This is a genomic window from Alsobacter sp. (genome assembly GCF_059501845.1).
On the sequence record NZ_JCACDK010000022.1, the window covers coordinates 101,036 to 123,783 of the forward strand.

At 62.6% G+C, this 22,748-nt stretch carries 18 protein-coding genes; 8 read left to right on the forward strand and 10 right to left on the reverse strand.

Annotated features, from left to right (window positions below; all coding sequences use genetic code 11):
- Positions 1-70 precede the first annotated feature (70 nt).
- Entirely contained in the window at positions 71-1,570 is a 1,500-nt protein-coding gene (locus AC5JCN_RS26870) for a lipopolysaccharide biosynthesis protein (RefSeq protein WP_495758222.1), read from the forward strand.
- A 10-nt stretch (positions 1,571-1,580) separates the two neighbouring features.
- Here AC5JCN_RS26870 and AC5JCN_RS26875 read toward each other — a convergent pair whose 3' ends face one another.
- Entirely contained in the window at positions 1,581-2,570 is a 990-nt protein-coding gene (locus tag AC5JCN_RS26875; RefSeq protein ID WP_495758223.1) for a polysaccharide pyruvyl transferase family protein, read from the reverse strand.
- A gap of 65 nt (positions 2,571-2,635) precedes the next feature.
- On the opposite strand from AC5JCN_RS26875, the gene AC5JCN_RS26880 reads away from it, so the two are divergent.
- Positions 2,636-3,436 carry a glycosyltransferase family 25 protein gene (locus AC5JCN_RS26880; protein WP_495758282.1) on the forward strand — a complete coding sequence of 267 codons (801 nt, stop codon included), beginning with the start codon at positions 2,636-2,638 and terminating at the stop codon, positions 3,434-3,436.
- A 26-nt stretch (positions 3,437-3,462) separates the two neighbouring features.
- Here the strand turns inward: AC5JCN_RS26880 and AC5JCN_RS26885 are convergent, their stop codons facing one another.
- From AC5JCN_RS26885 to AC5JCN_RS26895, 3 genes are read right to left on the reverse strand one after another with little or no spacing between them, the layout of a single operon-like run.
- Positions 3,463-4,749, reverse strand: coding sequence for a hypothetical protein (locus AC5JCN_RS26885; protein ID WP_495758224.1), 1,287 nt, complete (start codon positions 4,747-4,749; stop codon positions 3,463-3,465).
- Positions 4,750-4,781: 32 nt separating this feature from the next.
- Positions 4,782-5,999: a polysaccharide pyruvyl transferase family protein gene (locus AC5JCN_RS26890; RefSeq protein ID WP_495758225.1), complete on the reverse strand. Its 1,218-nt coding sequence runs from the start codon at positions 5,997-5,999 to the stop codon at positions 4,782-4,784.
- Between the two features lie 10 nt (positions 6,000-6,009).
- Positions 6,010-6,867, reverse strand: coding sequence for a glycosyltransferase family 2 protein (locus AC5JCN_RS26895; RefSeq protein WP_495758226.1), 858 nt, complete (start codon positions 6,865-6,867; stop codon positions 6,010-6,012).
- 169 nt (positions 6,868-7,036) lie between these two features.
- On the opposite strand from AC5JCN_RS26895, the gene AC5JCN_RS26900 reads away from it, so the two are divergent.
- From AC5JCN_RS26900 to AC5JCN_RS26910, 3 genes are read left to right on the forward strand one after another with little or no spacing between them, the layout of a single operon-like run.
- On the forward strand, positions 7,037-8,146 hold the full coding sequence (locus AC5JCN_RS26900; protein ID WP_495758227.1) for a glycosyltransferase: 1,110 nt from the start codon (positions 7,037-7,039) through the stop codon (positions 8,144-8,146).
- Positions 8,143-9,372 (forward strand): glycosyltransferase family 4 protein, encoded by a 1,230-nt coding sequence (locus tag AC5JCN_RS26905; RefSeq protein ID WP_495758228.1) that lies wholly within the window; start codon positions 8,143-8,145, stop codon positions 9,370-9,372. Before AC5JCN_RS26900 ends, AC5JCN_RS26905 begins: the two co-directional genes overlap by 4 nt.
- A complete protein-coding gene (locus AC5JCN_RS26910) occupies positions 9,369-10,802 on the forward strand; it encodes a hypothetical protein (RefSeq protein ID WP_495758229.1) in 1,434 nt (477 codons plus the stop codon). The genes AC5JCN_RS26905 and AC5JCN_RS26910 overlap by 4 nt, the downstream gene beginning before the upstream one ends.
- Here the strand turns inward: AC5JCN_RS26910 and AC5JCN_RS26915 are convergent.
- The 3 genes from AC5JCN_RS26915 to AC5JCN_RS26925 are packed head-to-tail and all read right to left on the reverse strand — an operon-like array spanning position 10,777 to position 13,712.
- Positions 10,777-11,874: a glycosyltransferase gene (locus AC5JCN_RS26915; RefSeq protein WP_495758283.1), complete on the reverse strand. Its 1,098-nt coding sequence runs from the start codon at positions 11,872-11,874 to the stop codon at positions 10,777-10,779. The two genes, AC5JCN_RS26910 and AC5JCN_RS26915, sit on opposite strands and share 26 nt — an antisense overlap.
- Positions 11,875-11,878: 4 nt before the next feature.
- Complete coding sequence (locus AC5JCN_RS26920) at positions 11,879-13,156, reverse strand: outer membrane beta-barrel protein (RefSeq protein WP_495758230.1); 1,278 nt, start codon at positions 13,154-13,156, stop codon at positions 11,879-11,881.
- Between the two features lie 19 nt (positions 13,157-13,175).
- Positions 13,176-13,712, reverse strand: a complete 537-nt coding sequence (locus tag AC5JCN_RS26925) for a polysaccharide biosynthesis/export family protein (protein WP_495758231.1) — start codon at positions 13,710-13,712, stop codon at positions 13,176-13,178.
- A gap of 478 nt (positions 13,713-14,190) precedes the next feature.
- Between AC5JCN_RS26925 and AC5JCN_RS26930 the strand changes: the two genes are divergently transcribed.
- Positions 14,191-16,419, forward strand: a complete 2,229-nt coding sequence (locus tag AC5JCN_RS26930) for a GumC family protein (protein ID WP_495758232.1) — start codon at positions 14,191-14,193, stop codon at positions 16,417-16,419.
- Between the two features lie 71 nt (positions 16,420-16,490).
- Here the strand turns inward: AC5JCN_RS26930 and AC5JCN_RS26935 are convergent, their stop codons facing one another.
- Positions 16,491-17,591: a glycosyltransferase family 4 protein gene (locus tag AC5JCN_RS26935; protein WP_495758233.1), complete on the reverse strand. Its 1,101-nt coding sequence runs from the start codon at positions 17,589-17,591 to the stop codon at positions 16,491-16,493.
- 70 nt (positions 17,592-17,661) lie between these two features.
- A complete protein-coding gene (locus tag AC5JCN_RS26940; protein ID WP_495758234.1) occupies positions 17,662-18,372 on the reverse strand; it encodes a sugar transferase in 711 nt (236 codons plus the stop codon).
- A 663-nt stretch (positions 18,373-19,035) separates the two neighbouring features.
- Here AC5JCN_RS26940 and AC5JCN_RS26945 point away from each other — a divergent pair.
- Together AC5JCN_RS26945 and AC5JCN_RS26950 are read left to right on the forward strand one after the other, a co-directional pair.
- Entirely contained in the window at positions 19,036-20,238 is a 1,203-nt protein-coding gene (locus AC5JCN_RS26945; RefSeq protein ID WP_495758235.1) for a nucleotidyltransferase domain-containing protein, read from the forward strand.
- A gap of 311 nt (positions 20,239-20,549) precedes the next feature.
- Positions 20,550-21,653 (forward strand): glycosyltransferase family 4 protein, encoded by a 1,104-nt coding sequence (locus AC5JCN_RS26950; protein WP_495758236.1) that lies wholly within the window; start codon positions 20,550-20,552, stop codon positions 21,651-21,653.
- Between the two features lie 13 nt (positions 21,654-21,666).
- Here AC5JCN_RS26950 and AC5JCN_RS26955 read toward each other — a convergent pair whose 3' ends face one another.
- Complete coding sequence (locus tag AC5JCN_RS26955) at positions 21,667-22,680, reverse strand: glycosyltransferase family 2 protein (protein ID WP_495758237.1); 1,014 nt, start codon at positions 22,678-22,680, stop codon at positions 21,667-21,669.
- Between the last annotated feature and the right edge of the window lie 68 nt (positions 22,681-22,748).

Here is a 22,748-nt window from a genome sequence, read left to right on the forward strand (position 1 = left end):
GATTGCATTCTCGCGCGACATTGCTGGGATCGTGCTCCGGCCGACGAATGCGAAATGGAGACGATCTGCAGTGAGCGCAATCCGGGACCGTCTTGCCAAGGGCGCCGTTTGGTCGCTGGTGTCGCGTGCCTCGGTCAATCTGATCTCTCTCGTAAGCACCTTCATCCTCGCGCGTCTGCTCACGCCTGAGGATTTTGGCCTGGTCGCTCTCGCGACCACCATGCTGGCGGTCATCAGCTCGATCACGGATCTCTCGCTTGCCAATGCGCTGATCCAACATAAGGACCCCCAGGACGACCATTTCCATAGTGCCTGGACATTGGGCATCCTTCGGTCGCTCATCGTCGGAATTGGGTTCGCTGCGGCAGCGCTGCCCATTGCGAACGCCTATGACGATCCCAGGCTTCTGAACGTGATGCTCGCCCTTGCCCTGAGTGCAGCGCTCACAGGCATGTCGAACCCGAAGACCATCATTTTTTCGCGCAACCTGACTTTCCACCAGGACTTTATTCTGCAGTTGTCACAGAAGGTTGTCGGTTTCGCGGTAGCCGTAATTGTAGCGCTCATAACGCGGAGCTACTGGGCTCTCGTCCTGAGCGCCATAGCGAGCCAGGCGGCCAACATTCTGGTCTCCTATCTCCTGCTGCCCTACCGTCCGCGATTCCGCCTTACCCACACGCGGGAGCTGTTCAGCTTCTCTCTCTGGCTGACGGCCGGCCAGGTCCTGAATACGATCAATTGGCGCGCCGACTACCTGCTGATCGGAACATACGTCGGCCGTCCCGCGCTAGGCTATTACTCGGTTGGCGACAATCTCGCGAGCTTGCCGACGCGCGAAGCGATCATGCCGATCACAAAAGTCTTGTTTCCCGGGCTTGCGCGGCTTGCCTTCGAGCCCGACCGGCTTCGCTCGGCCTACCTGTCCGCTCAGGCGCTGATGACGGCGATCGCCTTGCCCATCGGCGTTGGTTTCGCCTTGTGCGCCGAGCCGCTCGTGCGTCTCGCCCTGGGAGCAACCTGGGCGCCGGTGATACCGGTGATCCAGGGACTCTCCGCCATTTTTGCACTGCAGACACTCAGCGGCGGTACACAGGCGCTGATGATGGCTCTCGGCCAAACGCGAAAGCTTTTCTTTCGAGACCTGATGAGTTTCGTAATCCGCATTCCGCTGATTGTGCTTGGCATGGTCGTTGCCGGACTACAGGGCGTGATCATCGCGCGTATGGTGACTGGTTTGATCGCGATTGCGATCAACCTGTACCTCGTCAAGGAGACGGTGAACGTCACCATGTGGCGGCAGCTTAGTCTTAATGGCCGGGCAATGGCGAGCGTCGTTGTGATGGCGATCGCGGTCGCCGGCGTTCAGACCTTCTTCACGAGCCTGGACACGTCTGTTCTCATCGCGAAACTGGCGATTTCGATTGCCGTTGGCGCTTTCACCTACGGGCTGTGCACATATTTGCTCTGGACCCTTCAGGGTCGGCCGAAAGGACCTGAAGCCGAGGCGCTCAGAGGTCTGCGTGCCGTTTTTGCTCAATTTGCGAAGAGCAGGCCTGAAACGGCGTCTTGAGCGCGCGCAACTAAGGCTTGCGTGCCGCTTGCTCTGCCCATTCAAGAGCGTCAGGCCACGACTTCGCCCGGTAGGTGAGTGGCACGTCGGTCTTCCAAGCGTCCATGAACCTCTGGATCTTGCCGTAGGAATTGTCGAGTACGGCGTGAGGACGGCCCAAGAGCAGTGACATGATGTGTGCATGGAGCCGGTCCGTCACGACGGTCCGACCCCGCGCAAGCTGCCTCGCTCCCCGCCGTAGACGTGCGGTGGCGATGGCCTCGAACTGGCCATACCGGGCGCCCGGCCTGCCGTGGGAGACCAAACCGGCCAGTGCTCCCGAATACTGAACAACACGCCGTGCATTGTTCTGCTCTTTCATCCAGTCCTCGAGTTGAACTCTGCCGGGGACATCCGCCTGACCGAAGTCGGCCCGCTCGACGTCCGCCCTCATCAGGGCAACGACATCGGTCTCCGGGCTTCCGGCCGACATGGCACCAATGCAGAAGGCCATGTCGGGGCAAAGATGCGACTGGCAGGAAAAGAACTTTCTGGCCAGTTCCAGAGACGGGACATCTCGCGCCAGAAACGTGAAGCGCCCGTGCCGCGCGATAGCCTCTGCGGTCGGGCGTGTGGCCTGTTCGTTCGAGAAAAACGCCGACTGCGGCAGCTGGATGACGTCACGATCAGGAAAACGGTCCAGGAGCGTGCACCGGAATTCCTGGGTCTCTCGATAAATATCGCCGAAGTTGCCGCCACCGTGGATGAGGATTGGTCCGTCCGGAACAGCATTGCGCAACGCCTCCTCCGAATATGTCCGGAAGCTCGCAACGTAATCTGGGCGACGCCCTGCAACCTTTTCGAAATAGGCTATTTCGCCGACCCAGATCGCGGAGTCGCCGACATTAGCGTGGTCTGGAAAGTCGATGAGAGCAAACGGACGGTCTTTCGGGACCAGTGGGGCCAGATGTTCATTGATTACCGACTGTAGCGCCTGAATTGTGTCACTTGCGTCGTTCACATTTCGCTCCCAGTAGTGGCCTGACGAATCGGGCCGTCGTAGTGCGTTTGGAGATCCGTACCGACATGCAGTTGTTCGTTATCAGCCTGGAAGACGCTTTTGATCGCCGCGCCCGCCTCGAGCCGCTTCTCAGGAAGCTCGGTCTTCCGCATGTCTTCGTACCCGGCGTTGTTGGCCGCAATCTCAGCGACGATGAACTTGACCGTTTCAAGCACAGGTCGAGCCTGGGACTCTCTCCCGGAGAGATTGGCTGCCTCTTGAGCCACGTCCGCTGTTGGGAATTGCTTCTCGCATCTGACATGCCCTTCGCCTTCGTCTGCGAGGACGACGTCCATTTCTCGCCTTCTGCCCGCGCGGTTCTCGGCGAACTCCGGATGCCGGTCGACGAACCCGCCGTGACGAAACTGGAGACATATCTCGTTCCGGCGCTTCTCTCGCGCACGCCGTTTCAGAAAATCGGGAAGCATAGCGTCTGCGAGCTGAAGTCCTTCCATGCCGGCACCGGGATCTACGCCATCAACCGCGCAGCCGCCGAACGGCTCAGGGCAGTTTGGACCGAGATGATCCTGCCTATCGACAAAGAGATGTTCGAGCCCGGGCGCGCCAGCGCGCGGGGCGTCACGGTGTTCCAGGTTTGCCCTGCCCCCTGCATCCAGCTGGCCATGTGGCCCGGACGGACGGCAGCCGACGAGAGCGCGGCAAAGAGCGCCATTGGTGCCGAACGCATGGACGCTGGCGCCAATGAGGGTCGCCGGTCGAGGCGATTTGGCCCAGTGGGCCTTGCTGCGCGCCTGGTCTATTGGTCCGTTCAGTCGCTGTTCCTTCGATCGCGTGGGCTGAAGAGGGCGTATCTGCGCTTCGCGTGAGGCATGGACGGGAGACGCCGGGCACATCAGTCCAAACCGAGGAGAACAAGTGTATCCCTGACCTCGACCGTGCTTGAAGTGGTGTTCCGGTCCGTCCGTGTTGCCTCCCGCCCTGTGAACGGATCGAAGACACTCACTGTGGCAGGGCGATGGAGGTCGATGCTGACCGGAACGGGTGTCACCTCAATTGGCACGCCTGCCGCCCTGTCCCAGAACGGGGGTTCGCGCCAAAGTGCCAAAAACTCGCGGCTACCGCCGGCGCTCAGGCGAAGGGCCCGAATATCGGCAGCCTCTGATCGGATGGTGAGATCCTTGACCTCCGTGCGACCGTTCCCCGAACGCTTGCCCGTGAGTATCGCCCGAAGGTTCGCCAGTGCCATGGCAGAAGGCTTGGGCGAGAAATCATTCCGGAACAGCCCGAAGTTCTGCTCGCGCAGCCGCCGTTCCGGGTCCGGCTTTTCATCCAGCAACTCGTAGAGAAAGATGCGCTTAATACCTGACTTAGCGGCATCGAGAACACCATTCACGATGCCCTTGGCCTGGGTCTTCTCGTCGACGCCGATGAAGCCCGAGACGTTGGGCTTCGGCAGGGTGAAGTATCCGAACTCGGAAATCACCTTCGGGAAGTCGCCCTGGATCGAGTAGCCACTCGACAGGCGAGGGCTTATCCAGATTCCCGGCTGGCGCCCGTTCTGCGGATAGAGGTGAAAGTTGCCGTAGTCGGCGAAGCCCTTCAGGCTGTTCCAGGGCACTTCGGGATCCTTCACCATGTCGATCCCGGTGAGATTGTAGACCGGCAGCTTGCCGAAGGTCGGGTCGCCCTTAACGGCGGCGTACATCGCGGCCTGACCTGCTGCTCCCCCCTTGACGCCCGTCTTGCCTTCGAACGTGACCGGACCATGGTCGATCTCATTGTATCCCTCCACCGCCTCTACGGCGTTCGGGACTGAGCGGCGGATATCGTAGAGCGCCTTAAGCACGTCTTCGGGGGTCTGGCCGGCCCGGATCGTGAGCGTGAACTTGATGCCGCGTTGCGCGAGGTACTTCGTGGCGTCCATGCCTCGGCCGCTCGGGACGCGGTCTCGAACGCTATCGATCCCGAGTAGTCGAAGCGCCGAAAGCACGCGGTCACGGTCCGCATAGGCCGTGTCGGAATAGCTCATGTGTGTCTGGACGCCGATCATGTCCAGGAAGGTGGACACTGCGACCGGCGCGCCAGGCTCGATCTCCGCCGCACGGCCGGGAACGGAACCAGTGATCGACAGCGCGATGCCCAGAATACCGGCGAATGTAGAGAGGCGCCGACTGCGCATTCTGTCCTCCTGAATGGGTCCCGACTCCGATTTTAGCCGACGTGAAGCGCCGTCTCGGCCTTCGTCGGCCGGTTGTCGCAACAGGCGAGCGTCTGCGCGAGGAACCGCACGAGCAGGTCCTGCGAGCTGTCGCGCATCCTTGCGCGAACGGCGTCATATCTGGCGTCCGCGGCGCGATCGACTGCCGCGAGGAGTTCGCCGGCAGGGGTCGAATGGAGGTCCATCGCGAACTCTCCAAGCCCCGCATACTCGAAGAATGCGGCGAGCTTGTCGTCCCACCTGAACCCGATCACGGGGACGTCGTAGCTCACGCCCACGATCGCGGCGTGAAGCCTGTAGGCGAAAAGGGCATCGAGCCCGGCGATGGCTCGAACGAGATCGATGGGGTTGGCAGCCTTGCGCAAGCGTACGGCAGTGGACGAAGTGCCCAGTGCAGCCATCACCTCGCTCAGGAACTCCTCGTCTTCGGGCGAGCCGTTTGTGAACATCACCGGCGTGCGGCCGCTGGTCGCGATGGCGCGGACAAGCCCGGCCCAGGCAGCCAGCGCATCCCGGTGAGACGGCAGGGCCGTGCGCCCGTGCCGCGCAAGCACCATGGGGTTGGTGATGTTGACACCGATGCGGGCGGGGCCCTCACGCGGCCCCTGCCGCCGCAGCTCCGGCATGAGTGTCGCGATGCCGATGGCGGGGTCGGGGCAGAGCTGGGCCTGCGGAAGAGCGAGGTCACCGAACAGGCGCTTCCAGTTCGAAAGCGAACCGGGGTCGCGCAGGCCGATCGCGATCACGTCGCATTTCGCGAGAGCCTCGCGGATCATGCTGAGCCCGAGGTCCGACCAGGTCCCGGCGACGCCCGCGGACACGACCGCGACGGGTATCTTCAGCTTCGCCGCCTCGTTCAGCACGCGCCGGAGCTTGAGCGGAAAGTTGAGGTCGTCGTCCTGCAGGAGCTGGCCCCCTCCGACCAGCACAAGGTCAGCCGGGTTCGTCAGCGGGCGTTCGTCCCGCATGTGCTTGACCGCGAGCGCCAGACGAACGCTGGCCCTCCGTACCGGCGGGGGCATGGTGGAAAGCGTCCTCAGCATGAGGCTGCGGCGTGGAGCTTCGCCGAAACCGTGCCTTCCGGCGATGTCGACGTTGTGAGCCCGCCATCCAAAGTGCTGCAGCAGAATGGCCGAGAGACATTCTGCGATGACGCCATCCCCGAGATTGGGGGAGTAGGCGACATTCACCAGGCCTACGTTCTTTGGCATTCCGTCCCGCCTAATCGAAGGACAGGATCTTGGTGGGGTGCAGTCTGCCCCGCACCAGATCGGCGATGGCCAGCATGTTCCCTGCGAGCCGCCCCCTGCGATCAACGTAAGGCTCTGGGTTGAGCGCGTGGACGAGATTGCCACCAATGTTCTGGACGACCAGCTTGCGTGCGAATGCGAACGGCATCGTTCCCTTCCGGACAAGATAAACGGGGTTCGCAACCTGCGAGTAGCCTAGCCTTCGCCCGGGAGAACGCGCCTTCTTCGTCCCAAGATGGACACCCAGGAGATTTTTGGCCCGGATCACCTTACCCCGGCAAGACAATTGCACCGAAAAATCGATGTCTTCCTGCCATCCGTAGAGTGGCAGATTTGTGTCGAACCGGGTGTCGCCGATCATCGACGACCTCACGATCATGTTGCACCCATAGGCGCCCAAGGTCGGCTCCGGCGCGGCTTCAGCCGGCAGCGCCGCCGCCCGCAGGGTATCTAGAGCGACATCGTAGCTGTACCCCTCACCGCGGACGCCATCGAGGATAACCGTTCCCGTAAGAACAGCCCAGTCCGGGTTCTGCTCCATCAGGTGCTCGACGGTTTCCAGAAACGTGTCATGCGGTACGAAGTCGTCGTCCAGGAATATGAGAATGTCGAACCGGTCCTTGGCCGCCTCCAGGCCAGCATTGCGTTGAGCGCATGACCCTAATTCCGACCTGACGACCTCAACCTGTGCAAACCCCGGGGCAGTTCCCTCGGCCGCTGCGCCAAGTGGAACCGCCAGCACGACGGCATCGGCGGGCCGGGTCTGCAAGGAGAGATGTCCAAGCAGCCGCTCCACGATTGCGATACGGCCGTGCGTGGCAATAATCACACAAAGCTTCATATTGAGGCCAGATGTCCAGGGTAGGCTCGTGTCGACATATAAAGCGCCTTCCTCATCCTCATAAACGCCGGTGTCTGCGACGAGCCCTCACGGGCGAGCGGGCTGTGGTTCAGGGCCGTTGTTGCAACGCCAAACTTAAGGAGTCCAGCGATTGCGAGTGGCGATCATACACTATTGGCTTGTGGGCATGCGCGGCGGAGAAAAGGTTGTTCAAGAACTGTGCAAGCTTTACCCAAACGCTGACATTTTCACGCACGTCGTTGACCCGCACAAGGTTGCTCCGCTCGTCTCCGGTCGTAAGGTGCACACGACGTTCATCGCTCGCATGCCGTTCGCGCGCAGGTTCTACCAGTACTATCTCATTCTGATGCCATTTGCGCTCGAGGTGCTGGATCTTTCGGGCTATGACCTCGTCATCTCATCGGAGGCCGGTCCGGCGAAAGGCGTGATCACCGGGCCCCGCACTCTCCACGTGTGCTACTGCCACTCGCCAATGCGTTACGTTTGGGATCAGTTCAACCAGTATGTTAATTCAAGAGGCGTGCTGGCGCGCTGGGCGTTTTACGTTTTCGGTCCGTTCCTGCGCATGTGGGACGTGACGACCTCAGCGCGCGTCGACTGTTTTGTGGCCAACTCCAGTTTCGTCGCAGGCCGGATTCGCAAGTTCTACCGGCGCGGCGCCCATGTTGTGAACCCGCCGGTCGATGTGGATGCCTTTCGTGTGAGCCGATCAAGCGAGGGCTATTACCTCGTCGTCGGCCAGATGGTCGCCTACAAACGCGTCGACCTCGCCGTGAGGGCGTTCACGGAACTTGGCAAGCGCCTGGTCGTCATCGGAACCGGCGAGCAGCAGAAGATGCTGGCGAAAATTGCCGGTCCGACGATCGAGTTTCGCGGCTGGCAGAGTGACGAGGAGGTGGCGCGGGCCTATGGCGAGTGCCGCGCCCTTATTTTCCCGGGCGAAGAGGATTTCGGCATCGTGCCGGTCGAGGCGATGGCCTGCGGCAAGCCCGTCCTGGCGTATGGGCGAGGAGGTGCGCTCGACACGGTCATCGACGGCCGGACAGGCATGCTCTTCGAAGAGCAGACGGTCGACAGCCTGAAGCAGTGCGTCACTGCGTTCGAAGCCCGCGAGGGCTCCTTCGATCCCGACGTGATCCGCGCCCACGCCGAGACGTTCGACCGGCGTCACTTCAACGAGCGGTTCAGCCGCATAGTGGAACAGGCGAGGGCCGATCTGATTTCGGGCTCCGGGGTCACGGTATGAAGGGGCTGCGCCGGGTGGTCCTCGTGAACGATGCTGCCGTGGCGCGCGGGGGAGCGACAGGGCTTGCTCTGTCGCTGGCGCTGTGGCTGCGCGAGCGCGGGATCGAGGTGACCTTCGTGCATGCCCTCGACGAGGGCAATGACGGTCTCCGCCAGGCTGGTGTCGAGATGGTGAAGCTGCCCGGAGAGCACATCGGGGGACGCATGTCGCTCGGCACCGCCGCCGCGGGCCTCTACAATTCCGCGGCGTCGGCGGGACTCAAGCGCTGGATTGCGGACAACGACGACGAGGAGACGGTCTACCACCTTCACGGTTGGTCGAAGGCACTCTCCCCTGCAATCTTCACGGCGTTCGGAAAGGCACGGAGCCGGCTGCTCGTCCACTGCCACGACTTCTTCAACGCTTGCCCGAACGGCGCCTACATGGACTACCAGTCCATGGAAGCGTGCGCGCTCACGCCCCTCTCCGCGGCATGCCTCGTCCGCCGCTGCGACAAGCGGAGCCACGTCCAGAAGCTCTGGAGGGTCGCGCGGCAGGCCCTGCTTCTCCGGACCTTCGGCAGCAGGGACGACGTTCCCCTCCTGATGATCCACCGGTCCATGAGCGACGGACTCGAGCGCGCAGGCTTTGCTCCCGGCGTGCTCCACGAGGTCCGCAACCCTGTGGTGCCGTTTGTGGACGAGCGGGTCCGGGCAGAGGACAATTCCGCTGTGCTCTTTGCAGGCCGGATCGAGCGGGAAAAGGGAGCCGGAGACCTTGCCCTCGCAGCCCGCAAGGCCGGCGTGCCGCTGGTCATGGTCGGGGAAGGGCCCCAGCGGGCCGAGATCGCCGAGCGCTTCCCCGAGGTACAACTGCCTGGCTGGCTCGACCGGGACGGACTCCGGCAGCAGGCCTTGAAGGCCAGGGTGCTCGTTCTTCCCTCCCGCTATCCCGAGCCCTTCGGGCTCGTGGCGCTCGAGGCACTCGGAAGCGGCATTCCCGTAGCGCTGTCGGCAATGGCGTTTCTCGGGCCGGAGGTCGAGGCCAAGGGCATGGGGCTGATGTTTCCCACAGGCAATGCCGATCAGCTCGCAACGGCCCTGCAGCGCTGCGCGTCTGACGACGAACTCGTCGCGGCCATGAGCCACGCGGCCTTCACCCGGGCGTTCGAGCTCTGCACCACACCCACCGAATGGGTGGACCGGCAGATTGATCTCTACTTAAAGAGGCTTTCGGGCGCGTCATGATCGCCGTTCTTTTCTGGCTGGTCGCGCTCGCGATCCCCTTCGTGTCGATCCCGACGGCGACGGCGATATTGCTCTCTTCGGTCCCGTTCGGATCTCTTGCGATGCTGCCTCCCGAAGCGCTTGGGGGGCTGACGATCCTGCCCTACACGGTCTTCGCGCTGCTCTTTGTGATGCGCATGCTGCTCTCGTCGAGAGTGCGCATGGTCATGCTCGACCTCGCCTGCCGGCCGCTCGCATTCGGCTTCTACACGCTGTTCCTGGTCTATGCGGGCTTTGCGGCCTTTATCATGCCGAGGCTGTTCCACGGTCAGATCATGATTTTCCCCGTTCGGGGACTGGTTCACGACACCGCGCCGCTGCGGTTCACCAACTCCAACGTCTCACAGCTCGGCTATCTGCTGATCACCTCTGGACTGCTCTATTCCTATGCGGCGTTGGCGGCGTTGCAGGACATGAGGCAAGCCCTCGTGAAGGGCCTCCTCATCGGAGCAGGTGCGGTAGCACTGACCGGCACGGTCGACTTTGTGCTCGGGGGCGTTGGGCTCGGCAATCTCCTCGAACCGTTTCGCACGGCATCTTATTCGCTCCTGACCGAGGTCGAGTATGGCGGCGCCAGACGAACGATCGGTCTTATGCCGGAGGCATCGACCTTTGCCCAGATCGGCGTGCCTTACCTCGCAGCGCTCTACCTGCTGCAGCCGTTCGTGCAGAGCTCGAGGATCAAGAACTACTACTGCCGGCCGCTCATCCTGCTTTTGTTCTTTCTCATTTTCACGGCCCGCTCGAGCACCGGTTATCTCGGTCTGGGCATGGTAACAGCCCTGATCGGGGCTTCCTGGTTCCTGGATCTGCTGGAAAAAAAGGGGGTATCTGTCTCCACGTCGACGATGATCGAGGTGTCCTTCGTCGTGCTGGGAGTTGTCCTCATCATCACGCTTATTCTCACGAACGAAAAATTCATCGATAGCATCACGAAGACGATCGACTATTTCGTGTTCCAGAAATCGAGTAGCGGCTCCTTCAAGGAGCGTTCAATGTGGAACACAGTGTCATTCAACGCGATGCTGAAGTCATATGGACTCGGCTTAGGCCCTGGATCCACTCGAACTTCCAGCTGGCCGGTCGCGCTGCTTGCCGCCGGGGGCGTCATCGGCGGAACGTTCTTCGCGATCTTCATCACGACGACGTTCGCGATCTCGAGGGGCCCGCTCGAGCTCAGACCGTTCGTGCGGCGCCTGAAGCTGATCGTTGCGACGAACCTCGCCACCTACTCGCTGGTCGCGGTGGGCGTTGACTACGGAGCCTTCGCCGGCATCGTGCTCGGCACGATTGTCGGCCTGCGCTACACCCGAACGGCGCCTCGCACAACGTCTGTGATGGTGCCCGTGTGGATGGCGCCGCGCGTCACGGACGCTCGACGAAGTCTCTGATCATGCGGTTCTCGATGAGACTGCGCCAGGCTCGCGAGAACGTGTCTCGGCCGAAGCGTTTCGTGCTGTCGCGTAGCGCGCTCCTTCGGGCGTCGCGCTCCTCGGAACTCATGCTCACGAGCCGCCTCATGGCGGCTGCGACAGCGGCACGATCTGACGGCTGTTCCGCCAGGGCACCCGACCCCGCCACTTCCTCCAGCACGCTGGACGAGGCCACCAGCGGGACAACACCGCGGTGGGCTGCCTCGGCTACGGGCATGCCGAACCCTTCAAGCTGGCTCAACAGGACGAACCCGGTCGCGTTGCCGTATAGCCAGGCGAGCTCACCGTCTCCGACATAGCCCAGATACTTCACTCCCTCGACCTCACGGGCTCGGGACAGGGCGTCCGTCCCACCAGGCTCGGTTCCGCCAACAAGGACATAGCTCACGCCTTCCCGGCCGAGGCCCGAAGCTTCGAAGGCGTTGATGGAAGCCAGATGGTTTTTGCGTGCGCCGACGTTGCCGACCGTCAGCAGGAAAGGCTTCGAGACCGCGACAGGTGAGACCTCGCGGCTGCTGTCGACCTCGGCCCGCAAGTGGGCATGGATCACTTCCATGCTCGCAAAGTCGTCGCCGAACAACGACGCGAAGCTCCGCCGTGTCGCATCGCTCACGAAAACCATGTGGGGCTTGGCTAGAGCAATCTCTGCATAGGCCCTGCGATAAAGCGCGGTCACGTCCGGGGCGAATAAGGCAGGGTGGGTCAGTGGCCCGACATCATGGCAGAGAATCGCATCGGATCTCTGCAAGGCGTGGATGACGACGCTGAACGGATCGGTGTGCAGGACCGGTCTATTCGGCCTCAGCTTCATTGACTGCGACAATCCCGACAGATGTTGCCGCGCATTGATCTCGGCGGCCATCAGCTTACCGAGAACCCGGCTCGTCGCGCGCGCCGGTGGCCGACCGTACTGTTTCCGCCAGAACCAAATCGAACGGACGAGGTCGTTCTGGTCTTCCAGAATGTCCCGGCCGAGAAAAAATTTGCCCGTTCGATTGTGAAGCGCGAGGGAGAACTCGACGTCGATCATCACGTCAGAAATTCGACCTGACGCCAACGGTCGTCACGTTCCGGTCGTAGCTCTTTCCGGGTCTGTTGGAGTCGACGGTCGTGTACACATTGGAAAGCAGGAAACTGACGTTGTTCGTGAACCGCCAGTTGAGCTGCCCGCCCGCGAGGAAAATGTTGTCGACGCGGTCCGACTGCGAAAACTGGCGGCGATCGTAGCCAACGCGCAACTGGGATGTGATCCGCGAGCCGAACGCCCAGTTTCCGGTTAACGATGCGCCGTCGTCGGTGACGATTTGCGCGTAGTCCTGGTTTTCGAACTCTGTGATGCCGGCGACGCCAACGCGGCGGCGAGCCTGGAGTATGAAGCTCGTTTCCGGCGTAGCGGTCCAGCTCAGCGTAGCCCCGAAGATGGGCGTCGTGACCGAGCCAATCGACGTTCCGGTATATTCCTGCGTGGCAACGCCACCATATGCGTTCAAATTCCAAAGATCAGTGATGGCGTAGGTCGCCCCCATGGTGGCGTTGTAGCCGGACGAGTCACGGGACGTGTTGAAGACGTGATCGTACTCCGTCGTGATATAGCCGTTCAGCCTTGGCAGCAGCTGGTATCCCGACTGCAGGGAGACCGTAGCCGTGCTGCCGCCACTCTGGAACGAGGACAGAGGGTCTGAGTTCGAGAACGACGCCCCACCACCAATCGTGAAGCGGTCGAAGCCCTTCAGCAGCGCGGTCGAGAAATAGGCGTCCCGGAAATAGTCCACGCCGGACCGGCCGAACCCGCCAGAGCCGCGAGTTGCATACTGGCCATACTCGCCCTGGAAGCGCCAGACGAGATCGCGCATGATCTCGTATCGATGCGTGAACCCGAGATAGCCGGTGACCTGATTGTAGTCCCCACCCTCGTAAGCGCGCAGATCGGCAGCGCCATAGATACGCGTATTGTGGATGCCGGTGTCCCTGCGGGCGCTGAACCCAGGCTGCAGCCGCACTCCCCACTGCCCTTTGGCGTTGTAGGACGCATTGCCGGGATTGGTGTCGTAAACCGTTCCTGCGGACACATAGGGCGACAACAGCCAGCCCCAGGCCTCGATGGCCTCGTTCTCGGTGCTTGGCGCCGGATTGAGCTGCGACCTACTGAACCCGCGTCCGAACTGGGAAGCGGACAACAGTTCCGGATCGAAGATGGTGACCGTTTGCTGAGCAGCAACGGGCCATGCGGCACATGTAGCCGCGAGAACGACGCACAGTGGAACTGTACGTTTGCACGCAGACAAGGAGAGTTTGGTCGAGCGGCCGGCCATGTCGGACGTCGCGCCTCCGCTAGAAATAGCGCTCGGGGACCTTGATCAGGTCACCTGGCGCGATCATGACGGAGGGGTCCATCGGGAAGTCCTTAAAATCTTCCGTACCGGCCCGCTGGATTTGGACCTTTGCCTTGCTGGCCCGGTAGGTCGGCCCTCCCGCGACGGCAATCGCGCTCAGCACGTTAAGCCCTGTGCGGAACGGATACTCTCCGGGGCGCGTGACTTCGCCGAGAATGTAGAAGGGACGAAGCGAGACGGAAGTCACCGTCACCTTCGGGCTCGTCAGGAACTGCCCCCGAAGGCCCGCGGCAATCGACCTCGCCACGTCGTCCGTCGTGCGGCCTTTGGCGGGAACGGTGCCGGCGAGCGGCACTGTGAGGTTGCCCACCGCATCGACCTCGAACTCGCCGGACAGGCGGTCTTCCTCGAAGACGGTGACACGTACCTTGTCGCCCGGAGCCAGCCGCACCGCCTGGTTCGCCACCACGGGTGAGCCGAGGTTTGACTGATCTATCGTGTCGCATGCCGCCAGGGAGGCGAGCGTCAGGATCACAAGTCCCCGCCCAAGGACTGAAGCTAAACCGTGCATACCAGCCAAGGCACTCCCTTTCGTACGCACCTGCGAACTCACCATAGCCGAGGCGACGGGCACCATCCGTCGCAACAGAGCAACACCTCACATTGGATTAAAACCCCTATCCATTCATTTCACTGAAGCTTGGCCGGACAGGGCCGATTCTGGCCTGATTCATGCGTTTCAACGCGACGATTGCCTACGGAGGTGGCGGTCGTGTGGCAACGATCTTGTTAACCATGTTGAGTAAAGATGGAACCTGAACATTGTTGCCGCCATCAGATGGCCCGGCTGGCGGGAACATTGAACGCCTGCACGCAATGATTATGCTGCGGCGCAGCAAGCACCATAATAGGAACCGATTTCAAGGACAGGATAGAGTGCCCCGGCTGCTCGGGGCGCAACCCGCAAAACGGGTCGAGCGTATCCAGGAGCGAGGTTCGGGATCGACATGCGAATGAACATTGGCGATCAACTGCCGGCAATGACGACGAGCGAGATCGGCGGCGGCTCTTCGCAGATCGCCGAGATCGAGCTGCGTCAGATCGCGGACGTCGTTCGCCGGCGGTGGTGGATCGTCGGCATCTGCATGGCGATCGGCATTGCGTGCGCCCTCGTCTATGTGATGCGCGCGACACCGCTCTTTTCGTCGACAGCGACCGTGCTGCTCGACCGCAACAGCGATGAGCTCTCGGACCAGATCACCAAGGCCGGGCAGACGGGGTCCGAGTTTGCCGAGACTGCGGCAGTCGAGACGCAGATCGAGGTTCTCAATTCAATTGAGTTTCTAAAGCGCGTAGTGGTGCGCAACAAGCTCGAGAACGACCCGGAGCTCAATCCTCCGGTCGATGCGCCGCCGCTTACCGCACGTCTGATGGGTTGGATAGCGGGCTTGTTCTCCTCTTCCCAGGCGGACGACACGGCTGACGCAGACGCGAACGATCCGGCGGTGACAGCCGCGAACAGCCTTCAGGGTATGCTGACCACTGCGCGGTCGGGGACGGCCTACGTCATCACCGTTCAAGTGACTGCATCAACTCCAGACAAGGCCTCGCAACTCGCCAACGCGATCAGCTACGGCTACTCGAAAGAGCGCTCCGAACAGCGATACGAGCGTGCGTCTCGGGATGCAGATTGGCTGAAGGGGCGCTTGAACGAGTTGCGCTCTCAGTTGACCGCATCCGAGGATGCCGTCGCGAATTTCCGGAACCAGAACGAGCTCACCCTGAGCCGCGACACCCAGACGGTGACCGACCAGCAGCTCGCCGACATCAACTCCCGGCTTGTCGCGGCACAGACCGACACGGCCGAGAAGCGAGTCCGGCTGGAGCAGGCGACGCAAGCGAGCTCGAACTTGGGCAACGTCGAGGCGGTGCCGGAGGTGATGCGCTCACCGGTCATTCAGAACCTCAAGCAGCAGGACTCCGAACTCGCGAGAAAGGAGGCAGACCTCGCCGCGCGTTACGGTCCGCAGCATCCTCAGGTCATGTCCGTTCGCGCAGAACGCGGCAAGCTGCGCGCAGCCATGGGAGCCGAGGTCCGGCGGACCCTGGCAACCATCCGCAGCGACTACGAGATTTCGAAAGCGCGAGAAGACGCGCTGACTGCCAGCCTCAAGAACCTGACAACGCAGTCGGGGTCCAACGGCGTCGTGGGGGTGCAGCTCAACGAACTCGAGCGCACGGCTGCGGCCAACAAGGCGATCTACGAGGACTTCCTGACCCGAGCCATGCGCTCGCAGGAACAGGCCAAGCTGCCCGTTGAAGATGTTCGCGTGATCACCGAGGCAATCCCGATCGGGGCGCCCAGCTGGCCGCGCAAGAAGCTCACCATGGCTCTCGGTGCCATGCTCGGCCTCGTTGTCGGCGTCGGTATCAGCGCGGCGCTGGAATTCATGGCGTCGGGATTTTCCACGACGAAGCAGGTCGAGGACGTCACCGGCTTCCCCGTCCTCGCCACCATCATGCGACAGAGGGCAACCACCGCCGGTGAACCGGTGGCGCTTCGCCTGATCGAACGGCCCCTGTCGCGGTATGCCGAATCAGTCCGGTCCATCTGGGCCTTCATGCGGACCGGGGGAGCAGAGCCGGGCAGGCAGATCTATGCCGTGTCGTCAGCTTTCCCTCAGGAGGGCAAGTCGAGCGTTGCCCTGGCGCTCGCCATCGCGGCCGCTGAAAATCGCAGCCGGGTGCTCCTCATCGATGCCGACCTGCGCCGGCCCTCGATCACGGGCACATTGCACCTGACCGGGCAGGCGGGCCTGACGGATATCCTGATGGGCAGATCTCCGGTCGGTCAGGCGATCTCCTCGCTTCAGGAACTCTCCGTCGACGTCCTGCCCGCCGGCACGCCGGTCGGCAACCCGTCCGGGCTGATCGCGTCGAACATGATTCGCGTCCTGCTGGAAGGTCTCGCGAATCGCTACGACGTGGTGATCGTCGATACGCCGCCGGCCGGCGCCGTTACCGATGCGATCGTTCTCTCGCAGTTTTTCACCCGCATCATTTTCGTGGTGAAGTGGCAGATGACGCCGCGAGAAGCGGTCGTCCAGACTTTGCGCAAGTTTCCGCTGCGTAAAATCGCGGGCGTAGTGCTGAACGACGTGGACCCCAAATGGGGTCACGACAAGCCGTACCAGTACTACGGCGCGCCCGAGTTCGAGAAGTATTTCAAGGACGGCGACTAAGCGCGCTGGCCGGGCGCGTCTCCCGGCCAGCCCGCCAACCACCCGGCAGCCGTCGCGAGCCCCGGTCGGCTTCAGGCCGGGCGATGTCCGTCGATATCCGCCATGGCTTCCAGATACTGGACGGCGATCCGGCGCCACGAGAAGTCTTCTGCCCGCCTGCGGCCCGCGGCGGCCAGCGCCTGCCGTGCAGCAGGGTCGTGCAGAAGTGACGCCGTCGCATCGACCCACGCATCCCGATCGTCGGGGTCGAGGAGGATCGCGCCGGTTCGTCCAATCTCGGCAAGGCTCCCGGCCCGAGACGCGAGAACGGGGCAGCCGCGCGCCATCGCCTCGGCCATCGGCAGGCCGAAGCCTTCCATCCGCGAGGGGAAGAGGAAACACAGGGCTCTGTCGAGCAGCGACGCCAGATCGTCGTCGCTGACCCGGCCGACGACCCGGATGTTGCCAGCCTGCCAGCCGTCGTAGCGGCTGACGTCGAACGACCCGGCCAGCACGAGATCGAGGCCCAGCGCGTCGAGTGCTTCGGCCATTCCGACCATAAGTCCAGTGTTCTTGTAGGGCAGGTCCCGCCCGATTCCGAGAACGAAGGGCTTGGGAAGCTCCGGAAGCGAATGGGAGAGGGCGGGGTTCCAGCGGAGCGCGTGCTCGCTGCCATTGTAGGTGACCGTGATGTTCTCCGGCCGGCTGAAGCCGAGGCGCACGATCTCGGCCTTCGAGAACTCCGAGACAGTCATGAGGCGCGCGCGCTTCCCCAAGAGAGGCGTCAGGAGCGAATGAGCGTAGCGGAAGCCGCGGCTGAAGCTTTCCGGCATGGTGATCGAATGGAGGTCGTGGACGCACAGGATCTGGCGTCTGGCAGCCACAGGGCCGAGGTTGCCGAAACTGAGGAGCCGGTCCGCCGCCGCCCAGGGGAGCTGAACCTGAACCCAGAATTGCGGGATGTGGACGGGCAGGGGCGGCACGACCCGCACCGGGATCGACCGGAAGAATCCGGCTGCAGGCTGAACCGGCGAGATCACCTCGAACCGCACACTTTGCGTCAGCGGGTGTCCTTCGGCCACGAGCGCATCAAGCGCCTGGGCGACCTCATGGCCGTAGCGCGCAACGCCAGTCGGCTTCAGCGACAGGAAATCGCCATTGATGTGCCAGAGCTTGGTCAGTGCTTCAGTCAACCCAGTCGCCGCGGGCTCGAGAACGGGCCCGCGATCAGGAAGGAAAAGGGGCAGGTCCGGCGGACGGTCGTCAATAGCTGCCCCGGCCGGACATCAGGATGGCGAACGTCCGGATGAAGATCGAGGCGTCGAGACGCCATGACCAGTTGGAGACGTAGCGGCCGTCCAACTCGACACGCTCGGTGTAGCTTGTGTCGTTCCGGCCGCTCACCTGCCAGAGGCCGGTCAGTCCCGGGCGGGCGGCCTCGTACAGGTGGATGATGCGGCCGTAGTAGGACCGCTCAGCCTGCACGATCGGACGCGGGCCGATCAGGCTCATGTCGCCGCGCAGGATGTTGATCAGCTGCGGGAGCTCGTCGAGGCTCGTCTTGCGGAGAATGCGTCCCAGGGTCGTGCACCGCGGATCGCGCTTGAGTTTGCGCGTCTGCTCCCATTCCAGCCGTGCGGCCGCGTCACGCTCGAGAAGGTCGGAGAGCACCTGGTTGGCGTTCGGGACCATCGACCGGAACTTGTAGCAGGAGAACATTCGCCCCCGGTATCCCAGGCGCTTCTGGGAATAGAACACCGGCCCCCGATCCTGCAGCCAGATCAGCAGCGCGATCGTGGCAATCAGGGGAAGGAGCAGAACGATGCAGGTGAATGCGAATGCCAGATCGGAAGCGCGCTTCGCCCGCCCGCCCACCGGCCTGTCCACCCGGGCCCAGTCGTCCCGCGTCACCGCAAGAGACATGTCGACCGCGGTCTGCGGCGGGGCCCATTCAGTGGATTCGGTCTGCCTCATCCATATGTCCTTTCCGAATCTCTGCACCCACTAGCACAACCGTCCATAACGTCTCAATGTTAAATTTTAAAACAAGTGAGCGTGGAGTTTCGTTCAAGCTTCATGCAGTCAGAATGATGCACCAAAATCTGTGGCAAGAACAGGGCGAACCGGCAGGTTTGCCCGCAGATCTGTGTCATCGAATTGTTGTTGAGGATTTACAACACTCGCACAAAATTTAGGACCTTGCCGTGCTCGACTTCATTGCATCATGGCATTATTTAAGCTCACCTTCATAGGGATGCATTAACCATGATCGCATGTTGTCTGGATGGTAGGCAGTCCTCGCTCTCGGCATGTTTCGGACCCACAAATTTTGCACAATGAGCGGTTGCGTCGTACCTGAATGCACTTGAAACAAGCAGTCACCCATCAAACTCGGAACCACCCGTTCAAGCTTTATTGGCGTCAAGTTTTTGTGCATTGAAAGGTTCCCGTGAATGAGGAGAACGGTTCCCTGCCATGACTCGGGTGTGCGCAAGCGCGCACAGCGGAGGTTCTGCCGGGTATAGACCCACCCGGTGTTTGCCTCTCATGGGCGACCCGCTAACACGGATGCCGCGTAAACGGCGGCGACTGAGAATGTGACGTGGGGAGAGAGCGGCTCTCCCTTTCAGGCTGAAGATGACGAGCGGCAGAGGTCGGCACACGGATTGGACGGACTGCCGTGAGGCGGGCAGCACACTGTTCCGCACCCGCGAGTTCGAGCTACTCACGCGCTGTGTTCGCTGGCCCGCCCAACCGGAAGACCCGGATCGCATCGGCCAGCTTTTGTCATCACCGATCGATTGGCGGCGGTTTCTTGCGCTCGTGCGGCAGCACAGGGTGGCCGGACTGGTGAATGCCACGCTCAGCCCGTCGCACGCCAGCATCCCGGAGACTTTTCAGCGAGAGCTGGCCCTTGCTGCGCGTAACGATACGCTGACGGAGCTGATGCTCCTCAACGAGACGCTCCGGCTCACCGGAATACTCGAAGAGGGAGGCGTGCCGGTCGCCGTTCTGAAAGGGGCCGAACTCGCCCTGCGCATCTATGGCCGGCTCGGGATACGGCAAAGCGTGGACGTCGATCTGCTCATCTCCGCCGAGAGCATCGATGCTGCCTCGCACCAGCTCGAATCCGACGGCTACAGACGCATTGAGCCCGCGCAGGATGTGGAACAACGGCTGCTGGCCCGACACGTTCTCGTTCACAAGGACTTCGTCTTCGTGCACCCCGCACGCGACGTCGTCATCGAGCTTCACTGGAGGCTGTTCCAGAACCCGTTTCTTTTCCCGCGCAGTGCAATCCGCGAGCGAGACACGATGCTCATGGGTGGGCGCAAGGTCAGCGTACTCCCTCGCGAGCTCGAGCTGCTCTATCTCTGCGTGCATGGCGCCGAGCACGGTTGGATGCGGCTCAAATGGCTGGCCGACATAGGTGCCGCTCTCCGAATGGGTTGGGTTGACGCGGAGGAACTTTACGAGGCTGCCAGGCGCCTGGGCGTGACGCGCGTGGTTGGCCCGGGCCTGCTGCTGTCCCATCGCCTGCTCGGGACCAGCCTGCCATCCCGGTTGATGCACGACATGGAGTCGGACTGGCGCATGCGACGGCTGTTCCTGCACGCGGCTGACTATCTTGTCGGGGAAGAGGACGGCGTTGAACTCGAGGATCGCATCGAGGAGCGCACGCGAAAAAACCTCGACCATTATCTATTCTCCAGCGACATCCGCTTCCTCGCGAGAGAGCTGCGCTACGATCTGCTCGACAGGTCACGCGGCGAAAAGAACGCCATCGAACGCGCCATTAAGCTCGCGGGGCGCCTGACCGCGCTGGCCACAAGAAGGTGAGCGTTCAAAATCAGTGGGAAACGAATCACGCGCCTTGCTTGCCTTGAGCGCGCGACTTAAGCAGTATTAAGCTAGCTGAACTTCAGGCATTCGGCTTGGGTCGTTGCTGCTTGCGTTGGCAGAATTGAGTGCCGATTGTGCAACGAGAAGATCCACGTTTCGTACCGCGGCAGCGACAAGTCATCGATGTGACGAGCCCATTCACGACCTTAGGAAAAGTTGACCCCGAGCAGCGCGACATCCGTGAGCCACTGTTCCATGGCCGCGTCCTTCACGTTGCGCGCGTCGGCTATCTCGGCGGAGCGGAGCGGGTGCTTCTGACCATCGCCGAGTGCTCTCGGCGTTTCGGAGCGGAACCCGTAGTCGTTTCGCCGCCGGGCGAAGTTCAGGATCTCGCCAGGCGGGCGGGGCTCGGCACGGCCATGATCTCGGCCGCCCATCTCAGGGTCACGTCGAACCCCTTGCTCCTCGTCCGATACCTGCTCGAACTGCGGACGGTGCAGAAGGAGATCCTGGGCATCTGCAAGTCGAGGCAGATCGACCTCATCCATGCCCACCACCCGTTGAGCGCGCTCTACTGCCGCGACGCCGTCCGGCACCTCGACATCCCGCTCGTGCTGCACATTCACGAGGGGCTGCCCGCCAAGTCGCTGTACTCGAGAGCGCTGAGGCAGGCATCCGCGCTCGCCACCCGCATCGTGTGCGTGTCGTCGGTCGGGAACGAGTTGCTGCGGGTCGCAGGTGCGGATGGGTCGCGGGCGCAGGTGATCCCAAACGGTGTCGACCTCTCGCAGCTTCCACCGGCCGGTGAAGCGGCGCCGCCGGAAATCACTGGCCAAGGGCCGCACGTCGGTGTGTTCGGCGTCCTGGAGCGAAGGAAGGGGCACCACGTACTGCTGCAATCCGCCGTCTCGATCCTCTCGCAGATGCCGGACGCGCAAATCTGGGTGGTAGGCGGAACCCCTTCGCCGCACTCGGCCAAGTTCCGCAGCGAAATCGAAACCACTGCCCAGGCGCTCGGCATAGCCCGGCAGGTTCATTTTGTCGGTCACCGCAACGACGTCTACCGCTGGATGAAGGCGATGGACGTCGTTGTTTCCAGCTCGATCCATCATGAATCGCTCAGCATGGTTGCGCTCGAGGCGATGGCCATGGGGCGTGTGGTCGTTGCCACCCGGGTCGGCGGAATTGCCGAGGCGATCGAAGATGGGGTGAGCGGCTTCCTTGTCCCCCCCGACGATCCCGAAGCTCTCTCCGCCGGGATCATCAGGGCGCTCCGGAGCACTGATCGCGAGAAGATCGGGGCGGAGGCCGCGAGGAAAATTCACGCGCGCTACACGGCGACGGCGCAGTGCAGGGCCGTGATCGACGTCTATCGTGGCGCGCTTGCGGGCAAGACGAGGGCCGCGTCGTGACCTGGTGGTCTGGTCACCGATCGCCGATGACGGACATCAGGAGCGAGCGCGAATGGAAGCGCCGCCTCGTGTACTCGGTGGGGTCGACATCGTGGAAGTACCGGCCCACCGTAGGGTCCGGACGCGCGAGGCGGATCATAAGCTCCGCCGGCCCGGTGAACATGCGAACCATCGCCGTGGCAGTCGCGGAAGGATAGCCGGTGACGGCATGAGCCGCGGCCCGCAGCCCGCCTCGCACCTGGCCGTCTTTCAGCCGCCTCCTGGACAGGCCGAGCAGAACCTCCGCCTCCTTCAGACGGGCGGTGAATGATTGAACCTCCGGGCGGGACCGGGCGACCTTCTTCGCGAGGGTCAGTTCCTCGGCAAGCATGCGCTCGTAATCGCCAGACATCCCGCCATCCCCACGCCGGTAGCCGACGAGGTAGTCGCGGACGTAGACAAAGCGGAAGCCGGCCGCGATGCGCAGCTGGAAATCGTAGTCCTCGCAACCGCGAACCATGCTCTCGTCGTAGGGGCCGACCACGTCGAGGATGTCGCGGCGGAAGAGCGGGCTGCTCCCGTTGCCGACGAAGTTGTAGTAAAGGTGCCGGTTGAGCACCTTGCCATTGTAGAAATACGGTGGCGGCGTCCGGATCACGCGCCCGTGCTTGTCGATGTCGCGGAACCCGCAATAGACCAGGCCAGCCGATGCGCCCGCCTCTTCGAGAACGGCGACCTGCCGCTCGAGTTTTGTGGGATGCCAGAGATCGTCAGCATCGAGAGGCGCGATGAAGCGTCCACGCGCCGCGGCGATACCTGCATTCCGCGCTGCCGGCAGTCCGCGATGCGGACCCCGGATGAGCGAGACCCGCTGGTCCTGAAACGCCGCGGCCCTGACGATGTCGGCCGTCTCGTCGTTCGAGCCGTCGTCAACGACGATGACCTCGATGCTTTGCAGCGTCTGGGCCAAAGCATCGCCCAGCGTCAGGCCGAGCGTTCTGGCCGCGTTGCGTGCAGGAATGACGACCGAGACCACCGGCGTTGACATGAGGCCGAACAGACCATTGAGTTATTGTCAGGTCCAGCCTGAGTTGCCGGATCAAGACCTGTCTGGCG

What these genes read in the sequence shown, in the direction of transcription:
- AC5JCN_RS26930 (WP_495758232.1), top strand. Translation starts at nt 14,191, where the DNA reads ATGAACATTGGCGATCAACTGCCGGCAATGACGACGAGCGAGATCGGC.
- AC5JCN_RS26945 (WP_495758235.1), top strand. Translation starts at nt 19,036, where the DNA reads ATGACGAGCGGCAGAGGTCGGCACACGGATTGGACGGACTGCCGTGAG.
- AC5JCN_RS26910 (WP_495758229.1), top strand. Translation starts at nt 9,369, where the DNA reads ATGATCGCCGTTCTTTTCTGGCTGGTCGCGCTCGCGATCCCCTTCGTG.
- AC5JCN_RS26940 (WP_495758234.1), bottom strand. Translation starts at nt 18,372, where the DNA reads ATGAGGCAGACCGAATCCACTGAATGGGCCCCGCCGCAGACCGCGGTC.
- AC5JCN_RS26890 (WP_495758225.1), bottom strand. Translation starts at nt 5,999, where the DNA reads ATGCCAAAGAACGTAGGCCTGGTGAATGTCGCCTACTCCCCCAATCTC.
- AC5JCN_RS26880 (WP_495758282.1), top strand. Translation starts at nt 2,636, where the DNA reads ATGCAGTTGTTCGTTATCAGCCTGGAAGACGCTTTTGATCGCCGCGCC.
- AC5JCN_RS26920 (WP_495758230.1), bottom strand. Translation starts at nt 13,156, where the DNA reads ATGGCCGGCCGCTCGACCAAACTCTCCTTGTCTGCGTGCAAACGTACA.
- AC5JCN_RS26905 (WP_495758228.1), top strand. Translation starts at nt 8,143, where the DNA reads ATGAAGGGGCTGCGCCGGGTGGTCCTCGTGAACGATGCTGCCGTGGCG.
- AC5JCN_RS26885 (WP_495758224.1), bottom strand. Translation starts at nt 4,749, where the DNA reads ATGCGCAGTCGGCGCCTCTCTACATTCGCCGGTATTCTGGGCATCGCG.
- AC5JCN_RS26915 (WP_495758283.1), bottom strand. Translation starts at nt 11,874, where the DNA reads ATGATCGACGTCGAGTTCTCCCTCGCGCTTCACAATCGAACGGGCAAA.
- AC5JCN_RS26955 (WP_495758237.1), bottom strand. Translation starts at nt 22,680, where the DNA reads ATGTCAACGCCGGTGGTCTCGGTCGTCATTCCTGCACGCAACGCGGCC.